The following is an 18,560-nucleotide window of genomic DNA, read 5'->3' on the forward strand; positions in this document are numbered from 1 at the left end:
ATGTCTCGTCGTGGACCCGAAATATGAAGCTCAACTGCAAACCCCTCGTGCTCGCGGTCCTGGGGGCCCTTTCCTCCGGGGCGCTCGCGGAGCAGACGTCAAATAAGGATGGCGATACCGCCATTCAACTCGACGAAGTCGTGATTACCGGCGGCGCGCCGTCGCCCCTGCCGCCCACGGTGCAGGCAGTGGTCGAGGGGGTGACGGCCGAGACCATGGCCGAGTCGATCAACGTGGTGAACACCGAGGACGCGCTCAAGTACCTGCCCAGCCTGCAGATCCGCAAGCGCTTCATCGGCGACACCAACGGTATCGTGGCCTCCCGTTCGTCGGGCACGCTCGCCAGCGCGCGCGCCCTCGTCTATGCCGACGGCCTGCTGCTCTCGAACCTGCTCGGCAACTCCTTTGCCTATCCGCCGCGCTGGGGCCTGGTGACCGCCGAGGAGATCGCCCGCATCGACGTCCTCTATGGGCCGTTTTCCGCGCTTTATCCGGGCAATTCGATGGGTGCGCTGATCCACATGACGACGCGGATGCCCGACAAGCTGGAGGCGCACGTCAAGGCGCAAGCCTTTACGCAGGACTTCCGTCTCTACGGCACCGACGAGTCCTTCTCCGGCCATCAGCTGGCCGCCGCGTTGGGTAGCCGCAGCGGGGCGTGGTCGTGGTGGTTCAACGCCAGCCGCTTGGACAGCGAGGGCCAGCCGATGGGCTTCGTCACCAGGCCCGCCTCGTCCACGCCGGCCGAGGCCGGCGACACTGTGGCGACGGGGGCGCGGCATGACCGCGATCCGCGCGGCAGCAAGCGCGTGGTGCTGGGCGCCACGGGCATGGCGCATACCGTGCAGGATCATGCCAAGCTGAAGCTCGCCTACGACTTCTCCCCGGCGGTGCGCGCCACCTACACCGTCGGCCTGTGGCAGAACGACGCCGACAACGGCGTCGCCTCCTACCTGCGAGATGGGGCCGGGCGGGCGGTCTACAGCGGCACGGTGAATGTTGACGGCCGGCGTTATACGCTCGCCGCAACCGACTTCAGCCCTAGCCGCGCCGAGGCCGAGCACTGGATGCATGGTCTCGCGCTGAAGACGAGCACCGGCGGCGAGTGGGACGGCGAGGCGGTGGTTAGCGTGTACGACTACGGCAAGGATCTGCTGCGCTCCCCGGGCGCTGCGCTGCCGGCCGCCGGACGGGGCGGCAGCGGCCAGATCGCCGACCTCGAGGGCACCGGCTGGACCGCCGTCGACCTGCGGGGCGTCTGGCGTGCGGCCGGCGCCCACGAGCTCTCCTTCGGCTACCACGGCGACCACTACAAGCTGCGCACCCTCGTTTCCAATACCTCCGACTGGATCGACGGCGGCGCCCGAAGCCGCAAGTCGGCCTTCACCGGGGACACCGAGACCACCGCCCTTTACCTGCAGGAGGTGTGGCGCTTCGCGCCCGCCTGGAGCGCCACCCTGGGTGGCCGCTGGGAGCGCTGGGAGGCGCACGACGGCTCGATCTCGAACGCGACCACGACGCTGCGCTTCGGCGAGCGCGAGGAACACTTCTTCTCGCCCAAGCTGGCGCTTGCTTACCGCCCGGCGCCGGAATGGATGCTGCGCGCCGCCCTCGCTCGCGCCTACCGCATGCCTACCGTGGCGGAGCTCTACCAGGGCTCGATCAGCGCCAACACCATCGTGCGGAACGATCCCGGCCTCAAGCCGGAGAAGGCTCTCGCCGCCGAGCTCACCGCCGAGCGCGACCTCGGCAACGGCCTCGTGCGCCTCTCCCTGTTCGAGGAGGACGCCGAGGACGCGCTGTTTTCCCAGACCGACGTCACCGTCACGCCTAACGTCACCAACATCCAGAACATCGACAAGATCCGCACCCGCGGCGTCGAACTCGCGTACCAGGGGGTGGATGTTGGGCTGCGCGGACTGGATCTCGCTGCGAGCCTGACCTACGCCGACTCGGAGATCCTCGCCAACCGCCGCAACCCGGCGAGCGTCGGCAAGAAGCAGCCGCGCGTGCCCGACTGGCGGGCGGTGCTGTCGGCCACCTATCGCCAGAGCGAGCGCCTCGCCTACGCCCTCGGCGTCCGCTACAGCGGCCGTCAGTACGGCGAACTCGACAACGGCGACGTCAATGGCGACACTTACGGCGGCGTGGGGCGCTTCTTCGTCGTCGATGCGCGCGTCAGCTACAAGCTCGCCCGCCAGTGGACCGCGGCGCTCGGCGTCGACAACCTCAACGATCAGAAGCACTTCGTGTACCACCCCTATCCGCAGCGCACCTGGGTGGCCGAGCTGAAGGCCGATTTCTGATCGAGGCGGCGGGCCGCCGGCCCGCCATCCGCTCCTGCCCGGGTCGCGCGGCCCCGGCACCGACAGGGAACATCAACGATGTCGAAAACTGGAAGCCCGACCGAGGATCGCGACGACCGCGGCCGCTGGGCTGCTCGTGCCGGGGCAGTCGTCCTCGCCTTCGCAGCGGTGGTGCACGCCGAGGCCGCACCGGGTACGGACGGACACGCGGGGACCGCTCACGCCGCTCGGGCGGAGCTCGGCGCGAGCGCCGCCTTCGCCCCGGACGGCACCCTCCACGCCGTGGTGAAGCGCGGCGGGCACATCCTCCTCTACCGCAGCTCCGACGCGGGCCGCAGCTGGGACGCGCCGGCCACGGTGAATGCCACTCCCGAGCCGATCTCTGCCGACGGCGAGAACCGGCCCAAGATCGCCTTTGCCGCCGACGGTGCGGCGTTGGTGTCATGGACGCGCCCGCTCGCCAAGCGCTTCAGCGGCGAGATCCGCCTTGCCCGCGGCGACGGGCGGGGCGGCTTCGCTGCGCCCATCACCGTGCACCGCGATCGCCGCGAGATCACCCACCGCTTCGACAGCCTGCTGGTCGCCGGCGACGGCCGCGTGGTGGTGGCATGGATCGACAAGCGCGACCTGGAGGCCGCTGGCGCGGTCGGCCGCGAATATCGCGGCGCCGCCCTCTACGCCGCGGTTTCCGACGACGGCGGCAAGAGCTTCCGGCCCGAGGTGAAGATCGCCGACCACTCCTGCGAGTGCTGCCGCATCGCCGTCGCGACGGACGCCGACGGCGCACCGCTCCTCCTCTGGCGCCACGTCTTCGCGCCCAACGAGCGCGACCACGCCCTCGCCCGCCTCGCCGCCGACGGCGCGCCGCTCGCCGTGGAGCGCGCCACCTTCGACCGCTGGCGCGTCGACGCCTGCCCCCACCACGGGCCTGCGCTCGCCGTGGCTGCCGATGGCACGCGCCATGCGGTGTGGTTCAACGAGCGGGACGGCGAGGGCCGCGTGTTCTACGGCCGGCTGCGTAACGGAACGGTGGAGGGGCAGCGCCCGCTAGGTGGCGAGCGCGCGGCCCATGCCGACGTCGCCGCTGCCGGTGGCCGGGTAGCGCTGGTGTGGAAGGAGTTCGACGGCGAGCGCACGCGCCTCTACGCCGAGCTCTCCGCGGACGGCGGTGGGAGCTTCCGCCGCACTGAGCTGGCGGCCACCACCGGCGCTTCCGATCAGCCGCGCATCCTCAGGCGCGGCGACGACTTCTTCGCCTTCTGGCATACGGCGGGCGAAGGCCTGCGGGGGTACGCGTTGTAATGAAAGTCCTGACCTTGTTGTTCGTTTTCTGCCTGGCCGGTGCCGCAGTCGCCGGCGAACCCTTCCATGCCCTCGACCGCGGGCAGGCGGCGGTGCTCGCCGATCCCGCGGCGCATGCCGTGCCGACCGTCGTCGCCCTGTGGTCGGCCGACTGCGCTTACTGCAAGAAGAATCTCGCCGTCTTCGCCGCCCTGGCACGGGCTCATCCCGGCCTGCGGCTGGTGACGGTGGCGACCGAGCCGGTGGCCGAGGCGGAGGCCGAACCCCTCGATCGCCTCGCCGTCCCCGGCCCGCGCTACGCCTATGGGATGGAGGCACCCGAAGCGCTCGCCCACGCTCTCGACGGCAGGTGGCGCGGGGAGCTGCCGCGCACCCTGTTGTTCGATGGTCGCGGGGGCTGCGTGGCGGTCTCGGGCGTGATCGGCGAGGCGGAGGCACGACAGGCGCTTGGGTTCTGACGCAATCGTGTGGGGCCAGCTGTCCAGATTGAACTCGCTAAGATTCGTCTCTTCGTGCCAAATCGAACTCGGTCTCCGAACCGGATGCCCGCGCCTCAATGCCGGATTCCTGCAGAGGCGGCCTTCGGCAGCCATCCGTCACCCATCGGGACGATTCATCTATGTCCTGCCGGCTGGCCTCCCCGGCCATCCCGGTTTCGGTGAGGAGGCCAAAACGCGTCTGGCGGCGCCGCTGCCTCAGGGCGATGAACATCCGACTGACCCGGCCGCACAAGACAATTATCGTCGGGTACTGCTACGAGGATGACAAAGTAGTTGCGGCATGCGTAGGTCGAACCGTTGCCGTGAGGCGTATTGGCGGAATTTGTACGATTCGAGGCGGACACGAGCATGGCCGCTGTGTCTGAAGTTGCCTAAGCTTCAGGCCCATATGGTTCGGTATGCCCGAATTGCGGCCTGACATGGAGTGCGCTATGGCTCGTCGGAGCGACAAGACGGGCCGGACAGGAGGAATATTTGATGCAGGGGCTGCTCGACTACGGTGCAGGTATCTATGCATTCGACGCGGGATATGTGCGCCCGGCGCCCGGCGCTCGCCGCGATCCATCTCGTCGTCGACGATGGCCGGGTCGCCGTCATCGACAGCGGTAACGAAGCATCGCTGCCGCGTGTGGAGGAGGCATTGTTCGCCCTTGGCCTGACGGCGGCCAACGTGGACTACGTGGTCCTGACCAACGTCCACCTCGACCACGCGGGCGGAGCCGGGATCATGATGCAGCGCTTCCCTCACGCGCGGCTCGTTGTGCATCCGCGCGGCGTGCGCCACATGGCCGATCCGCGCTCGCTGTGGGACGCTGTCTGCGCAGTCTATGGCGTGGAGCAGACGCGCGCGCTTTATGGTGAGCTCGTCCCGGTGCCGGCCGAGCGGATCGTCGCAGCGGCCAACGGTTCGCGCCTTCGTCTCGGTTCGTGCAGGCTCGAGATACTCGAGACCCCGGGGCACGCGAAGCATCACATCTGTATCCGCGATCTGGATACAGGCGGAATCTTCACCGGGGACGCTTTTGGCTTGTCATACCGTGAATTCGACGAACCGGCGGAGCCGGATGCGGAAGGTGCGGATGATTCTGGCATGCGCAGCTTCGTCTTCCCGACGACTTCGCCCAGCCAGTTCGATCCGGTCGCCATCAACCGCTCAATCGACCGGTTGATGGCGCGGCAGCCGCCAGCCGTGTACCTCACGCACTTCGGCCGGATTCGCCCCGTGCCGCAGCTCGTCGCCCGCCTGCGCCGCCTGATCGACGCTCATGTCGCGATCGCGCTGCGCGAACGCAACGGCGGGACAGACCGGGAAGCGCGCATCCGCGCCGGGCTCGCGAGGCTCCTGCTCGACGAGTTGCGTGAGTTCGGCTCCACTGTCCCGCATGAGCGTGTGCTCGAGCTGATGGCCATCGACCTCGATCTCAACGCTCAGGGTCTGGAGTGTTGGCTCCAAACGGCTGCCGATGCGCGCCTTGTAGAGCGTACGCCTTGATCGGGCTGCAGACTGCGTGCATCGCGGCGGCCAAGACGCCACGGGAATCATCGAACCAGCCGAAGAGGGCAGGAATGGGAAGGGCGGCAGTCCGTGAGTTCAAGAGGGCAATGCGTGCGGCGCTGCGACCGCAGGCGTCGGCGGACGAGAGCGAGCGTGCCCGCGCTTCGGCGCTGGCGCTTCTCGATCGCAGCATCCGCTTCGGCCACGACCGTGTGGCACTCCTCCGCTTGGCGGCGGCGGTGCGGCTGGGCGCCCGCGTCTCCGCCGAGCAGTGGCAGTACTGCGAGGCCGCCATGGCCCGGATCGGCGACGAGGCGCTGTACGACAGGCTCATCGAGACGGTTCGACATCAAGTCATTCAAAGGAGAGAAACAGCATGATCATTGGGGTAGGGGTGATCGGTGCCGGCACCATGGGCGCCGGAATCGCGCAGATCTGCGCCACCACGGGCGTTCAGGTGACGATGGTGGATGTGTCGCCGGCGGCAATCGATCGCGGGCAGAGCGCGATCGCCGGTAGCCTCGAGCGGCTGGTGAGCAAGGAAAAGCTCACCGCCGCGCAAAAGGCCGAGGCGCTCGCGCGCCTCCGAGCCACCACCGACTACGCGGAGCTTGCCGACGCGCAGCTGGTGATCGAAGCGGCGACCGAGAGTCTGGAGCTCAAGTTGCGCATCCTGCGCCAGGTCGACGAGATCGTGGCCAAGGACGCCATCATCGCCACCAACACCTCGTCGCTCTCGATCACCCAGCTCGCCGCGGTGGTGTCGGCGCCTGCGCGCTTCATCGGCATGCACTTCTTCAATCCGGTGCCGATGATGGCGCTGGTCGAGCTCATCCGTGGGCTGCAGACCTCCGACGAAACCCATGCGCGCGTGCTCGCCTTCGCCGGGCAGATCGGCAAGACCCCGATCACCGCGAAGAACAGCCCGGGCTTCGCCGTCAACCGCATCCTGTGCCCGATGATCAACGAGGCGGTCTTCGCGTTGCAGGAAGGCCTCGCCACGGCCGAGGACATCGACGCCGGGATGAAGCTCGGCTGCAACCACCCGATCGGCCCGCTGGCGCTCGCCGACATGATCGGCCTCGATACGCTGCTCGCGATCATGCAAATGTTCTACGAGGGGTTCGACGATCCCAAGTACCGGCCGGCGCCGCTGCTCAAGGAGATGGTCGCGGCGGGCTACCTCGGCCGCAAGAGCGGGCGCGGGTTCTACGCCTACGCCTGACGTGGCGGTCGGCAAATGAACGTATTGGTGCCAGTCAATCGCACGGCGGGCGAGCCGTAGGCTTGCCGGAAGGGGCGTCATCCATGGGACACCGACTGTCCAAAATCTCTACGCGGACCGGCGACGCCGGCACGACCGGCCTGGGCGACGGCAGCCGCGTCTCGAAGGACAGCCTGCGCATCCATGCGCTGGGCGAGGTCGACGAAGCGAATTCGCTGATCGGCGTGCTGCTGGTCGAAGACTTGCCGGCCGCCACGCGGGCGCTGCTGACCGAGGTGCAGCTCGATCTCTTCGATCTCGGCGGCGAGCTGTCGATACCCGGCATGGACCTGCTCGACGAGGGCCAGGTCGGGCTGCTCGAGCGCGAGCTCGACGCGATGAACGAAACGCTGGCGCCGCTCAAGGACTTCATCCTGCCCGGCGGCACGCGCACGGCCGCGCTCGCGCACCAGGCCCGCGCCGTCTGCCGGCGTGCGGAGCGTGCCGTGGTCGGCCTGGCTGGCGCGGAAACCGTACGGGAGGCGCCGCGCCGTTACCTGAACCGCCTGTCGAACCTGCTGTTCGTGCTGCGCGAGCTCGCCGGACTCGACGCCGTAGCCAAGCTCTTCGGCCGCGAGGAGGTCACGCCGGCGCCGTGCTTCGCGCATGCCATCGGCGCAAATGTGGCTCGCGTGCTCGCAATCGACGACGACCGGGCCCGAGCAGGTGGCCGCGCGGCCGGGATGGGAGGGCGTCCCGGCGGTGCGCGACGGCGAGCTCCACGAGATCAAGTCTCCGCTGATCCTGCAGCCCGGCCCGGCGGCGCTGACCGACGGGCTCGTCGCCCCGCACGAAATCATCGTGGGCTGGGCTGGCAAACACATCCATTAGAGGGCGACCCATGTTCAATGCCATCCTGTTGAGCCAGGACGACAAGCGTACGCGTGCCGAGCTCGCGCGCCTCGGCGAAGCGCAACTGCCCGTGGGAAACGTCAAGCTGCGCATCGAGTATTCGACGCTCAACTACAAGGACGCGCTGGCCATGACCGGGCGCGGCCTGGTCGTCAAGTCCTGGCCGATGGTGCCCGGCATCGATCTCGCCGGGGTGGTCGAGCGCAGCGCGCATCCGGTATGGCAGCCCGGACAGCGTGTGGTGGTCACCGGCTGGGGCCTGGGCGAAACCCGCTGGGGCGGACTGGCGCAGAAGGCGCGGCTCGACGCCGAGTGCCTGCTGCCCTTGCCGAGCGCCTATACGCCGCGCCAGGCGATGGCGATCGGCACCGCGGGGTTTACCGCAGCCCTGTGCGCGATGGCCCTGCAGCGTCACGGCCTTCGGCCCGACAGCGGCGAAGTGCTCGTCACGGGGGCCGCGGGCGGCGTCGGCTCGATCGCGGTCGCGCTGCTCGCCGGGCTGGGCTACACGGTCGTCGCCTCGACCGGCCGCAGTCACGAAGCTGGCTACCTGCGCGCCCTCGGTGCTGCGCGCATCGTCGACCGTGCCGAGCTTTCGGCCCCGGGCAAGGCCATCGATCATGCCTCGCACATTCTCGACGGGCAGGTGCGCGGGCGCACCGTCGTCGACGTCGATCGTTAAGAATACATCCATTTCCTACGCCCCTCGCACGGAACCGAAAATGACTTTTCAATACATCCTGCTCGAAACCCGCGGCCGCGTCGGCCTCGTCACCCTTAATCGACCGGCCAAGCTCAACGCCTTGTGCGACGGGCTGATGGACGAGCTCACCGCGGCGCTCGACGCCCTGGAATCCGACGAGGACATCGGCTGCATCGTCCTCACCGGCTCCGCCAAGGCCTTCGCCGCAGGCGCCGACATCGACGCTATGAAAACGCTGAGCTACATGGACGCCTATAAGCGCGACTTCATCACGCGCAACTGGGAACGGCTCAGGACCTGCCGCAAGCCGGTGATCGCCGCGGTGGCGGGCTACGCCTTCGGCGGCGGCTGCGAGCTGGCGATGATGTGCGATTTCATCATCGCCGCCGACAACGCGGTGTTCGCCCAGCCCGAGGTGAGCCTCGGCATCCTGCCCGGTGCCGGCGGCACACAGCGCCTGCCGCGCGCGGTGGGCAAGGCCAAGGCGATGGACCTGTGCCTCACCGGACGGAGAATGGACGCCCGCGAAGCCGAAGCGGCGGGGCTCGTCGCGCGCGTGGTCGCGGCCGATAAGCTGCTGGAGGAAGCGCTGGCGGCGGCGGAGAAGATCGCCTCGTACTCGCTGCCGGTGGTGATGATGATCAGGGAATGCGTCAATCGCGCCTACGAGGGTGCGCTCGCCGAAGGACTGCTGTTCGAGCAGCGCAGCTTCCACTCGAGTTTCGCCCTCGATGACCAGAAGGAAGGCATGGAAGCTTTCGTCGACAAACGCGCGCCGCGGTTCACGAATCGATGAGGAGCCCCGAATGCCGGCGAGATGAGGCGCAATGGTGATTCGGCAGCAGTGTCCCACCGGGCAGGTCTGCCTGCCCGACCATATAGCTATTGAGTCTCCATAGTTCTGTCGCCTGGGGCGAATTGTTCGGCAACCGCATCATCGCCACTGCCGTCCTCGATTCTTGCGCGTCCGTGTCCTGGGCTGAATATGACGAGGGCAGCAAACGAACTGCGGAAGAGCGCGGCGGGCTCATCAGCGATTGCAGCGACCAGGTTACTTTTTCCGACCCGGCAGCTGTCCAGACGACCGGAGCCACCGCAATTTGCTCTCTATACTCTCCACGCAAGGTGTCTCCACGCAAGGTCCCACGCAAGGTCCCACGCAAGGTCCCACGCAAGGTGTCCCGCAAGGTGTTGCCAGCCGCGAATCGTTAGTACATAATGCAGTCCTTCACAGCGCAGGGGCGGAAACTAACCGCTGCGTTATCAAGGAGTTGGAGCGGAGATTCAAGTCTCGTTTCCCGCTCCAAAATTTGATCTGCGGAGTTCTGCTGAATTCTGCAGGTTATTGAAAAAAGGGACTTCGGTCCCTTTTTTCATTCTGGCGAGATCAACCGATATCCACCACGCAAGCACGTGGTCGGTGCCGATTCTTCGGGTCATCACGGCTTCCCACCGGGGGCGCTGCAACTGTGCGCCCAGCACGCCTACCGTCCAGGCCACAGCCGCGTCCGGTGACGACCAGATCTGGCAGGCAAGGTTGGCGTTGCAGTTGCCCGCGTCGATGTGGACACGGCATCGGTGTTGACCACGGACTGCTTCAAGGCCATCCCTTCGGCGCGCTGATCCCAGCCCGTCCTACCGCCCGAGCCATCTCGCATCCTGCTGGCGTGCCGGCGTGTTGCGCCGGCAATCAATCCGTGTCCCGTCCCGGCCGATAACTCAGGCGCGGCATCAGTGCTAGAGCCAGGGTGGCGAGTATTGCGACCACGGCGATCAGCCACACCGCAACCGTGCTGCCGGTGATGCGGTCCGGGTGAACGCCCAGGATGGTGGCTAGCGCCAGGGCGTTGGCGGTGGCCACCAGCGTGGCGGATGCGTAGTCGTGGTAGCGCCGTGCGCGGTTGGCGCTGGCGGTCCAGTGCGGGTCGGTGTTGTAGCTGGGCAGCGCGAGGTGGGCGTCGTTGAGGCGCTCCAGTTGCGAGAGAAAGCGGCGCAGGTTGGAGAGCGCGCGTTCGGCCTTGTAATTGAGGAAGACCAGCGTGGCCGAGGTCACCGGAAAGCCGAGCGCCAGCCATTCCACCGGCAGGGCCGGGCGGCCTGCATCCGGCCGCAGCGCGACCAATACCGCCAGCAGCCCCAGTGTCAGCGAAACATAGAGCCCGAGCGCCTGCTGGCGCTGGGCGATGCGCGCGTTCACCTCCTGGTAGGCGGCGATGAAGCGGTAGTTGGCGTCGACAATGAGGCCGCGGCCAGCGACGCTGGAGGATGGCGGTGTCGTGCTCATGGTGGGTTCCTCAACTGGGCAGATCGGCAAGTGGGACGGGCGGGTCGAAGGCGGTGACGGCCGGCACCGTACCGTCGAAGCGTGCCACGTCCACCAGGCAACTGTGCGCGGCGCAGCCTTGGCCCAGCCGCGACGAACCGACGTCGCGCGTCAGCACGTTGGGATTGCCGTGCTTGTCGATGTTGGCCGGATCGGCCTCGCCCAGGCGCAGCGGGTCGTACCAGGCGCCGGTGGGCAGCCGCAGCACCCCCGGCATCACCGCCGGGTCGAGCCGGGCGGCAGCGAGGCAGGCGCCGCGGTCGTTGAAAATGCGCACCACGTCGCCGTCGCCGATACCGCGCGCGGCGGCGTCGGCCGGGTTGATGTGCGCCGGTTCGCGACCGCTGACTTTGCCGGCACGGCTGGTGGGGCCGTGGTCGAGCTGGCTGTGAAGGCGGGCTGCGGGCTGGTCGGAGATCAGGTGGAGCGGATATCGCTGCGCGGCGGGTGCACCCAGCCATTCCTGAGGGGCGCGCCATACCGGATGGCCCGGGCAGTCGTCGTAGCCGAAGCCGGCGATCGTTGCGGAATGGAGCTCGATGCGGCCGCTGGGCGTGGGCAGGGGATGCGCGACGGGGTCGGCACGGAACCCGGCCAGCATCACCACCGGGGCCTGTGCTTCAAGCGCATCGAGGTCGAGCGTGCCCTGCGCCGCGAAGTGCTCGAAATCGGGCCAGACGACGCCACGGTCTGCCGCGGCGCGGGCCGCCTCGTCGTAGAGATGGACCAGCCAGGCGTGCGCGTCGCGTCCTTCGGTGAATGCCGTTTCGCTGCCCAGCCGACGGGCAAGTGCCGCGAAGATGGCGTAGTCGTCGCGCGCCTCGCCGGGCGCGTCGGCCAGCTTTTTCATCGCTACCAGGTAGGGTTCGCGGGTGGCGAAGCCGATGTCGTCGCGCTCCAGCGTGGTGGTGGCGGGCAGCACCAGGTCGGCCATGCGGGCGAGCGGATTCCATACCTGCTCGTGGACCACGATGGTTTCGGGCCGTCGCCAGGCGCGCACCAGACGGTTGAGATCCTGGTGATGGTGGAAGGGATTGCCGCCCGCCCAATACACCAGACGGATGTCGGGGTAGTGGAGGCGGCGGCCGTTGTAGTCGAAGGGTGCGCCCGGCTGTTCCAGCATGTCGACGATGCGCGCCACCGGGATGAAGTCCGCTACCGGGTTGCGCCCCTGCGGCAGCGTTGGCCCCGGAATGCGCGCGTGCGGGCTGCCCATGAGGTTGAGCGGCCCGTAGCCGAGGGCGAAGCCGCCGCCGGGAAGGCCGATCTGGCCGAGTACCGCCGCCAGCGCCACGGTTGCCCAGAAGGGCTGTTCGCCGAACTCGGCGCGCTGCAGCGCCCAGGCGCAGTTGATCAGGCTGCGGGAGTCGGCCATGTCGGCCGCGAGCCGGCACAGGCGTTCGGCGGGCACGCCGGAAATCGCCGCAGCCCAGTCGGCATCCTTGACGATGCCGTCGTCCCCGCCGAACAGGTAGTCGCGCCAGCGTTCGAAACCTACGCAGTGGCTGGCGAGAAAGGCGGCGTCGTGGCGGCCGGCGGCGATCAGCGTGTGCGCCAGCGCCAGCATCACCGCGGTGTCGGTGTTGGGGCGGATGGGGATCCATTCCACCGATTCCGGGGGCGCGTCGAGATTGTCGGCCACCGGGCTGATGTTCACGAAGCGGCAGCCGGCCTCGGCCAGCGCCGCCAGGCCCGGCCGGGTGCGGTGCAACTGCGCGCCGCCGGCGCCGACCTGCGCATTCTTGGCGGGCACGCCGCCGAAGGCGACGAAGAGCCGGGTGTGGGCAGCCAGCACCGACCAGTCGTGATGCTGGGCCATTAGCTCGTCCATGCCCATCACGATGTGCGGCATCAGGGTGCGGCCGGCGCCCAGGCTGTAGCTGTCCTGGTGGCGGACGTAGCCGCCGATGCTGTTGAGGAAGCGGTGCACCTGGCTTTGCGCATGATGGAAACGCCCGGCGCTGGCCCAGCCGTAGGAGCCGCCGAAGATCGTGGTGTTGCCATGCAGTTCGCGCACCCGCTGCAGTTCGCGAGCGGCGAGGTCCAGCGCCTCGTCCCATTCCAGTTCGACGAAGGACTCGCTGCCGCGTGCCTCGCGGTCGTCGGTGCCGGCTGTCTTGCCGCGCATGCGTGCCAGCCAGCCGGCACGCGCCGCCGGGCGGCGGATGCGCAGCAACGAGCGGTTCGCCTCGAGCATGCCCTCGCCGATCCGTGACGGATCGGGGTCGCCAGCGTGGGGTTCGAGATGCAGGGTGTCGCCGTCGCCGCTGGCGACGTACAGGCCCCAGTGGGCCAGGGTCAGTCGGATACGGGCCGGGTGGGCTGCGGGCATGTCGGGCAGGGCGGAAAACGGGGCGCCGGTGTGGTGCGGGAGCCGCAGGGTACCGGATGAGGAATGCGTTGCTTATATCCAGTTAAGCAAAGCATATGTGCTATTCGCTAATTCGGGGGCGTGATGTCCGCAATTGCAGAAACGCACGTTGCTTGCTATCGATTTTATTCCGTTTAATTGGAAACTTATCTGCATGCATGAATTCAGAATTGTTGGATAGCACCGACGAAATCCAGATTTGATGCGGGTTCAGCGGGTGTTAGCTTTCGCTCATTCTCAATTTTGGTAATGAGTCGGAGGCAAAATGCAAATAAGGGTTCTCAGCCGCCGTGATTCGCTTGCCGGGCTGTTTTTTATTTCCTTCGGTGTAACCGGCGGCTTTCTGTCAACTGCATATCCGCTCGGTACCTCGATGCGCATGGGGGCGGGTTATTTCCCGCTATTGCTCAGTGTGGTGCTCGCCCTGCTCGGCCTCGCGGTGCTGGTGCGCAGTGTGCGCATTACCGAAGAAAAGGACGCGGGCGACGGTGGCCTGGCGCTGCGGCCGGCCGCGTTCATAGGCGCAGGCGTCATCGCCTTCGCGCTGCTGGCGCCGAACCAGGGGCTATTGATCGCCACCGTGGTGCTCACCGTGCTGAGCGGTTTCGCCCAGCGTGAGGTGCGACTGCGCGAACTGCTCGGCCTGTCCGCGGTGCTCGCGGCCTTCGGCGTGGCGGTGTTCTCCTACGGTCTGGGCCTGCCCCTGCCGGTGCTGCCGGCCTGAGATCGTCGCCGAAATGGAATTGCTCTCCCACCTGGCCGTCGGCGTCGATGCGGCGCTGACCTGGTCCAATCTGCTCTATTGCTTCATCGGGGTCACCCTCGGCACCCTGGTCGGCGTGCTGCCGGGCATCGGCCCGGTGGCCACCATCGCGATGCTGCTGCCGGTCACCTACGGCCTGCAACCGGCGTCGGCACTGATCATGCTGTCCGGCATCTACTACGGCGCGCAGTACGGTGGTTCGACCGCCGCCATACTGGTGAACCTGCCGGGCGAATCGTCCTCGCTGGTGACTTGCCTCGACGGCCACGCGATGGCCAGGAACGGCCGTGCCGGCGCCGCACTCGGCATTGCCGCCATCGGCTCCTTCTTCGCCGGCACCGTCGCCACCGTGGTGGTGGCCGCTGCGGCGGTGCCGCTCGCCGACTTCGCGCTCAAGTTCGGCCCGGCGGAATACTTTTCGCTGATGGTGCTCGGCCTCATCGCCGCGGTGGTGCTGGCGCAGGGCGACATCTTCAAGGCGGTGGCGATGACGCTGCTCGGCCTGCTGCTCGGGCTGATCGGCGTGGATGTGAATTCCGGCGAGCAGCGCTTCACCTTCGACATGCCCGAACTCGCCGACGGCATCAGCTTCGTCGTGATCTCGATGGGCATCTTCGGCATCGGCGAGATCATTGCCAACCTCGAGCGCGACCAGGGCCGCGACGTCGCCATCAAGAAGGTGGGCTCGGTGCTGCCGACGCGCGAGGACTACCGCGCGGCGTGGAAACCGGTGCTGCGCGGTTCCGCGCTCGGCACGGTGCTGGGCGTGCTGCCCGGCGGCGGTGCGATGCTCAGCTCGTTTGCCTCCTACATGATCGAGAAGCGCCTGGCGAAGGACCGCTCGCGCTTCGGCAAGGGCGCCATCGAAGGCGTGGCCGGCCCGGAATCCGCCAACAACGCCGGCGCGCAAACCTCCTTCATCCCGCTGCTGGTGATGGGCCTGCCGTCCAACGCGGTGATGGCGCTGATGATAGGCGCGATGATGATCCACGGCATCGTGCCCGGCCCGCAGGTGATGGGCGAGCGCCCGGAGCTGTTCTGGGGCGTGATCGTCAGCATGTGGGTGGGCAACGGCATGCTGCTGCTGCTCAACCTGCCGCTGATCGGCGTGTGGGTGCGGCTGCTGTCGGTGCCGTACCGGATGCTGTACCCGGCCATCCTGCTGTTCTGCTGCATCGGCGTGTACAGCGTGAACAACAGCCTATTCGACGTGGTGCTGGCGGTGGCCTTCGGCCTGCTCGGTTACCTCTTCATCAAGCTGCGCTGCGAGCCGGCGCCACTGCTGCTCGGCTTCGTGCTCGGCCCGATGATGGAAGAGAACCTGCGCCGCGCCATGCTGCTGTCGCGCGGCGACCCCAGCGTGTTCGTCACCCGCCCGCTGAGCCTGACCCTGTTGCTGCTGGCAGCGGCGCTGATCCTGGTGATGGCGCTGCCCGGCATCCGCGCCACCCGCGAAGTCGCCTTCGCCGGCGACTGAGCCCGGCTCTCCAACCCAGCCGTCCGGAGCGTCGCCCGCCGCCGCTCCTCCGTTCCATCGCATCCGAGTACTGCGCAATGAGCATCCACAGTTTCGACGTCCCCACCCGCGACCCCGGCGAATACCTCGCCATCCTCAACGCCCGCCGCTGGGAAAAGCTGCAGCGCCAGATCCGCTACGTGTGGAGCAACGAGGACTACTTCCGCCAGCGCTTCCTCGAGGCCGGCATCCAGTCGCCGGAAGACATCCGCAGCTTCGAGGACTTCCGCCGCCTCCCGGCCTTCATGGACAAGACCCGCCACCGCGAATCGCAGGACGCCTCGCTGGAACGCTACGGTCATCCGCTGGGCCTGCACCTGACCACCGCGCCGGAAAACGCGATCCACCTCGCCGCCACCTCGGGCACCACCGGCACGCCCACCTTCTACGTGTTCAGCCGTAAGGACCTGGACATCACCTACGAGGTGCTCGGCCGCATGTTCCGCGTCGCCGGCATCCGCCCGGGCGACACCACCTTCCACGCCTTCGGCCTGTCGCTGTGGCTCGCCGGCATCACCTATGTTCAGGCGCTGGAAGCCTACGGCGCGCGGCCGGTCGCGGTAGGCGCCGAGGGCGGCGTGCCCAAGATCCTGCGCTACATCGAGCTGACCCGGCCGCGGGTGCTGTTCGCCACGCCGTCGATGGTGAACCAGCTGATCGAGCGCGCGCCCAAGGAGATCGGCAAACCGGTCGGCGCGCTCGGCATCGAGGTCATCTATTGCTCCGGCGAGCCGGGCGCCAGCCAGCCGCTGTTCCGCCAGCGCGTCAGGGAGCACTACGGCGCCAAGGTGTTCGACGCCACCGGCGGCGCCTGGCACAACGGCACCATCACCTGCGACAGCGAGCACTCCCATGGCATGCACTACGTCGCCGAGGACTACTGCTTCCGCTACGACCTGATCGACCCGGCAACCAAGGCGCCGCTGGAACTGAAGGACGGCGCGGTGGGCGAGGCCATCCACACCGCGCTGGAATACGAGGCGTCACCGTCCTTCCGCAACGCCACCGGCGACATCCTGAAGATCCACGTCGGCGAATGCCCCGGCTGCGGCCACTTCGGCACCCGCATGGAGATCGTCGGCCGCGCCGACGACATGCTGGCGATCAAGGGCGTGAAGGTGTATCCGGCCGCGATCCAGAACGTCGTCGCCCAGTTCCGGCCCAAGGTCTCCGGCGAGCTGCGCATCCGCCTGGACGCGCCGCCGCCGCGCGTGGAGCCGCCGCTGCGGCTGGCGGTGGAGGCGGGCGAGGGCACGCCGGAGTCGGAATGGGCGGCCATCGGCGCCGCCATCGAACAGCGCATCCGCGAACTGCTCACCTTCCGGCCGCAGGTCGAAGTGCTGCCCTTCGGCAGCCTGCCGCGCACCGGCGCCAAGACCAAGCTGATCGAGATCGTGGGGAAGGGCGCCTGATGTCCGCGTTCGAGACCGACGAACTCGCCCGCCTCGGCGAGGCGCTGGCGGACGACGCGCCGGTGCCTTACATCGCCCGCACCCGCGCCTGGTATCTGGCGCTCGGCTACGACACGCCCTACGTGTGGGCGCACTACGACACGGTGCCGTTCGCGGCGCTGAAAAAGCCGCTGGCGCGAAGCCGCGTCGCCATCGTCACCACCGCGGCGCCTTACCAGCCGGACAAGGGCGAGCAGGGGCCGGGTGCGCCGTACAACGCCGGCGCCAAGTTCTACCGCGTCTATGACGGCGACACGGCCATCGACCACGACCTGCGCATCGCCCACGTCGGCATAGACCGCAAGCATGCCGACCTCGGCGACAGCGGCTGCTGGTTTCCGCTGCCGGCGCTGCGCCGTGCGGTGGCAGCGGGCAGGGTGGGCGAACTCGCGCCACGCTTCTTCGGCGCGCCGACCAACCGCAGCCAGCGCCACACCCTGGAAGTGGATGCGCCCGAGATCGTCGCCGGCTGCCTGGCAGACGGCGTGGATGCGGTGGTGCTGGTGCCCAATTGCCCGATCTGCCACCAGACGGTAAGCCTGGTGGCGCGCGAACTGGAAGCCGCCGGCGTCAGCACGGTGGTGATGGGCGCGGCGAAAGACATCGTCGAGCACGTCGGCGTGCCGCGCCTGCTGTTCTCCGATTTCCCGCTCGGCAACGCCGCCGGCCGGCCGGGCGACATCGCCTCGCAGGACGAGACGCTGGAACGCGCGCTCGGCTTGCTGGAGAGCGCCGCCGCGCCGCGCAGCACGCTGCAGTCGCCGCTGCGCTGGGCGGCCGATCCCGCCTGGAAGCTCGATTACTCCAACCCCCAACGCCTCTCGGCGGAAGACCTCGCGCGCCGTCGCGCCGAGGCCGAAGCCGCCCGCCTCACCGCCCGCGAACTGCGGGTGGCGACGCTGGGCAGCGATCCCGAGCAGGCCCCCGACCGACAACAACAAGGACAAGCCGCATGAGCACCGTCAGCTACACCTCGAACAACGGCATCGTCGAAATCCGCATCGACCGCGCCGAGAAGTACAACGTGATCACCCACGACGTGGTGCGCGAACTCGCCGCCGCGTGGCAGCGCTTCAAGGACAGCGACGACCGCGTCGCCATCCTGTCCGCCGCCGGCGACCGCGCCTTCACCGCCGGCGCCGACCTGCGCGACATCCCGCACGACCTGTGGAAGGCGATTCCCGGCGTCGGCATCCAGATCGACAAGCCCATCATCGCCGTCACCGCCGGCTTGGTGGTGGGTGGCGGGCTGGTGCTGGTGCAGTTCGCCGACCTCGCCATTGCCGCCGACAACACGGTGTTCTCGTATCCGGAAGCCAAGGTCGGCTTCTCCGGCGGGCTGATCAGCTCGCTGGCCGCGCGTATCCCGCACAAGGTGGCGATGGAGCTGCTGCTGGTGGGCGGCTCGATCTCCGCCCAGCGCGCCTACGAGGCGGGGCTGGTGAACCGCGTGGTGCCGGTCGGCCAGCAGCTCGACGCCGCCCGCGAACTCGCCGCCCAGATCGCCGCCAACGCGCCGCTGGTGACCTCACTGCTCAAGCGCTTCGTCGGCGAGGTGATCGCCAAGGGGCCGACCGAAGTCGCCGCCATCGCCCGCGCCAACATCGAGGCGATCAACGCCTCGGAAGACTTCCACGAAGGCATCGCCGCCTTCACCCAGAAACGCACGCCGACCTTCACCGGCCGCTGATCCGCCCAACCGGAACGAGACGAC

Annotated in this window: 15 protein-coding genes and 1 pseudogene; 14 read left to right on the plus strand and 2 right to left on the minus strand. The window is 68.2% G+C overall.

What is annotated here, in order from left to right; translation table 11 throughout:
• The first annotated feature begins 23 nt into the window (after positions 1–23).
• The 9 genes and pseudogenes from CJ010_RS11055 to CJ010_RS11100 all read left to right on the plus strand — a co-directional run bounded on the left by CJ010_RS11055 (position 24) and on the right by CJ010_RS11100 (position 9,218).
• Positions 24–2,306 (plus strand): TonB-dependent receptor, encoded by a 2,283-nt coding sequence (locus tag CJ010_RS11055; protein ID WP_141018081.1) that lies wholly within the window; start codon positions 24–26, stop codon positions 2,304–2,306.
• Positions 2,307–2,384: 78 nt separating this feature from the next.
• Positions 2,385–3,608, plus strand: a complete 1,224-nt coding sequence (locus tag CJ010_RS11060; RefSeq protein WP_240794566.1) for an exo-alpha-sialidase — start codon at positions 2,385–2,387, stop codon at positions 3,606–3,608.
• On the plus strand, positions 3,608–4,066 hold the full coding sequence (locus tag CJ010_RS11065; RefSeq protein WP_141018082.1) for a hypothetical protein: 459 nt from the start codon (positions 3,608–3,610) through the stop codon (positions 4,064–4,066). The genes CJ010_RS11060 and CJ010_RS11065 overlap by 1 nt, the downstream gene beginning before the upstream one ends.
• Positions 4,067–4,619: 553 nt before the next feature.
• Positions 4,620–5,600 (plus strand): MBL fold metallo-hydrolase, encoded by a 981-nt coding sequence (locus CJ010_RS11070; protein WP_371415694.1) that lies wholly within the window; start codon positions 4,620–4,622, stop codon positions 5,598–5,600.
• Positions 5,597–5,983, plus strand: a complete 387-nt coding sequence (locus CJ010_RS11075) for a hypothetical protein (protein WP_141018083.1) — start codon at positions 5,597–5,599, stop codon at positions 5,981–5,983. Before CJ010_RS11070 ends, CJ010_RS11075 begins: the two co-directional genes overlap by 4 nt.
• Entirely contained in the window at positions 5,980–6,828 is an 849-nt protein-coding gene (locus CJ010_RS11080) for a 3-hydroxybutyryl-CoA dehydrogenase (protein ID WP_141018084.1), read from the plus strand. The genes CJ010_RS11075 and CJ010_RS11080 overlap by 4 nt, the downstream gene beginning before the upstream one ends.
• 83 nt (positions 6,829–6,911) lie before the next feature.
• A pseudogene (locus CJ010_RS11085) lies at positions 6,912–7,397 on the plus strand (cob(I)yrinic acid a,c-diamide adenosyltransferase); the annotation flags it as partial.
• Between the two features lie 311 nt (positions 7,398–7,708).
• Positions 7,709–8,401, plus strand: coding sequence for an alcohol dehydrogenase catalytic domain-containing protein (locus tag CJ010_RS11095; protein ID WP_141018085.1), 693 nt, complete (start codon positions 7,709–7,711; stop codon positions 8,399–8,401).
• Positions 8,402–8,441: 40 nt separating this feature from the next.
• Positions 8,442–9,218, plus strand: a complete 777-nt coding sequence (locus CJ010_RS11100; protein ID WP_141018086.1) for an enoyl-CoA hydratase — start codon at positions 8,442–8,444, stop codon at positions 9,216–9,218.
• Positions 9,219–10,112: 894 nt separating this feature from the next.
• Here CJ010_RS11100 and CJ010_RS11110 read toward each other — a convergent pair.
• Both CJ010_RS11110 and CJ010_RS11115 read right to left on the minus strand, forming a co-directional pair.
• The gene (locus tag CJ010_RS11110; protein WP_141018088.1) at positions 10,113–10,706 is read right to left on the minus strand and encodes a hypothetical protein; all 594 of its coding nucleotides are present in this window, start codon (positions 10,704–10,706) and stop codon (positions 10,113–10,115) included.
• Between the two features lie 10 nt (positions 10,707–10,716).
• Positions 10,717–13,077, minus strand: a complete 2,361-nt coding sequence (locus CJ010_RS11115) for a molybdopterin-dependent oxidoreductase (protein WP_141018089.1) — start codon at positions 13,075–13,077, stop codon at positions 10,717–10,719.
• A gap of 304 nt (positions 13,078–13,381) precedes the next feature.
• Between CJ010_RS11115 and CJ010_RS11120 the strand changes: the two genes are divergently transcribed.
• From CJ010_RS11120 to CJ010_RS11140, 5 genes are all read left to right on the plus strand, one after another.
• Complete coding sequence (locus CJ010_RS11120; RefSeq protein WP_141018090.1) at positions 13,382–13,840, plus strand: tripartite tricarboxylate transporter TctB family protein; 459 nt, start codon at positions 13,382–13,384, stop codon at positions 13,838–13,840.
• 13 nt (positions 13,841–13,853) lie between these two features.
• Positions 13,854–15,356: a tripartite tricarboxylate transporter permease gene (locus CJ010_RS11125; RefSeq protein WP_141018091.1), complete on the plus strand. Its 1,503-nt coding sequence runs from the start codon at positions 13,854–13,856 to the stop codon at positions 15,354–15,356.
• Between the two features lie 77 nt (positions 15,357–15,433).
• On the plus strand, positions 15,434–16,807 hold the full coding sequence (locus CJ010_RS11130) for a phenylacetate--CoA ligase family protein (RefSeq protein WP_141018092.1): 1,374 nt from the start codon (positions 15,434–15,436) through the stop codon (positions 16,805–16,807).
• A complete protein-coding gene (locus tag CJ010_RS11135) occupies positions 16,807–17,802 on the plus strand; it encodes a glycine/sarcosine/betaine reductase selenoprotein B family protein (RefSeq protein WP_141018093.1) in 996 nt (331 codons plus the stop codon). The genes CJ010_RS11130 and CJ010_RS11135 overlap by 1 nt, the downstream gene beginning before the upstream one ends.
• Entirely contained in the window at positions 17,799–18,536 is a 738-nt protein-coding gene (locus tag CJ010_RS11140) for an enoyl-CoA hydratase/isomerase family protein (RefSeq protein ID WP_141018094.1), read from the plus strand. Before CJ010_RS11135 ends, CJ010_RS11140 begins: the two co-directional genes overlap by 4 nt.
• Positions 18,537–18,560: the final 24 nt, after the last annotated feature.

Origin of the sequence: Azoarcus sp. DD4, from assembly GCF_006496635.1 — a bacterium.
GTDB lineage: Bacteria > Pseudomonadota > Gammaproteobacteria > Burkholderiales > Rhodocyclaceae > Azoarcus.

Coding starts and splice junctions, on each gene's coding strand:
- CJ010_RS11055 (WP_141018081.1), top strand. CDS start 24: ATGAAGCTCAACTGCAAACCCCTCGTGCTCGCGGTCCTGGGGGCCCTT.
- CJ010_RS11060 (WP_240794566.1), top strand. CDS start 2,385: ATGTCGAAAACTGGAAGCCCGACCGAGGATCGCGACGACCGCGGCCGC.
- CJ010_RS11065 (WP_141018082.1), top strand. CDS start 3,608: ATGAAAGTCCTGACCTTGTTGTTCGTTTTCTGCCTGGCCGGTGCCGCA.
- CJ010_RS11070 (WP_371415694.1), top strand. CDS start 4,620: ATGCATTCGACGCGGGATATGTGCGCCCGGCGCCCGGCGCTCGCCGCG.
- CJ010_RS11080 (WP_141018084.1), top strand. CDS start 5,980: ATGATCATTGGGGTAGGGGTGATCGGTGCCGGCACCATGGGCGCCGGA.
- CJ010_RS11095 (WP_141018085.1), top strand. CDS start 7,709: ATGTTCAATGCCATCCTGTTGAGCCAGGACGACAAGCGTACGCGTGCC.
- CJ010_RS11100 (WP_141018086.1), top strand. CDS start 8,442: ATGACTTTTCAATACATCCTGCTCGAAACCCGCGGCCGCGTCGGCCTC.
- CJ010_RS11110 (WP_141018088.1), bottom strand. CDS start 10,706: ATGAGCACGACACCGCCATCCTCCAGCGTCGCTGGCCGCGGCCTCATT.
- CJ010_RS11115 (WP_141018089.1), bottom strand. CDS start 13,077: ATGCCCGCAGCCCACCCGGCCCGTATCCGACTGACCCTGGCCCACTGG.
- CJ010_RS11120 (WP_141018090.1), top strand. CDS start 13,382: ATGCAAATAAGGGTTCTCAGCCGCCGTGATTCGCTTGCCGGGCTGTTT.
- CJ010_RS11125 (WP_141018091.1), top strand. CDS start 13,854: ATGGAATTGCTCTCCCACCTGGCCGTCGGCGTCGATGCGGCGCTGACC.
- CJ010_RS11130 (WP_141018092.1), top strand. CDS start 15,434: ATGAGCATCCACAGTTTCGACGTCCCCACCCGCGACCCCGGCGAATAC.
- CJ010_RS11135 (WP_141018093.1), top strand. CDS start 16,807: ATGTCCGCGTTCGAGACCGACGAACTCGCCCGCCTCGGCGAGGCGCTG.
- CJ010_RS11140 (WP_141018094.1), top strand. CDS start 17,799: ATGAGCACCGTCAGCTACACCTCGAACAACGGCATCGTCGAAATCCGC.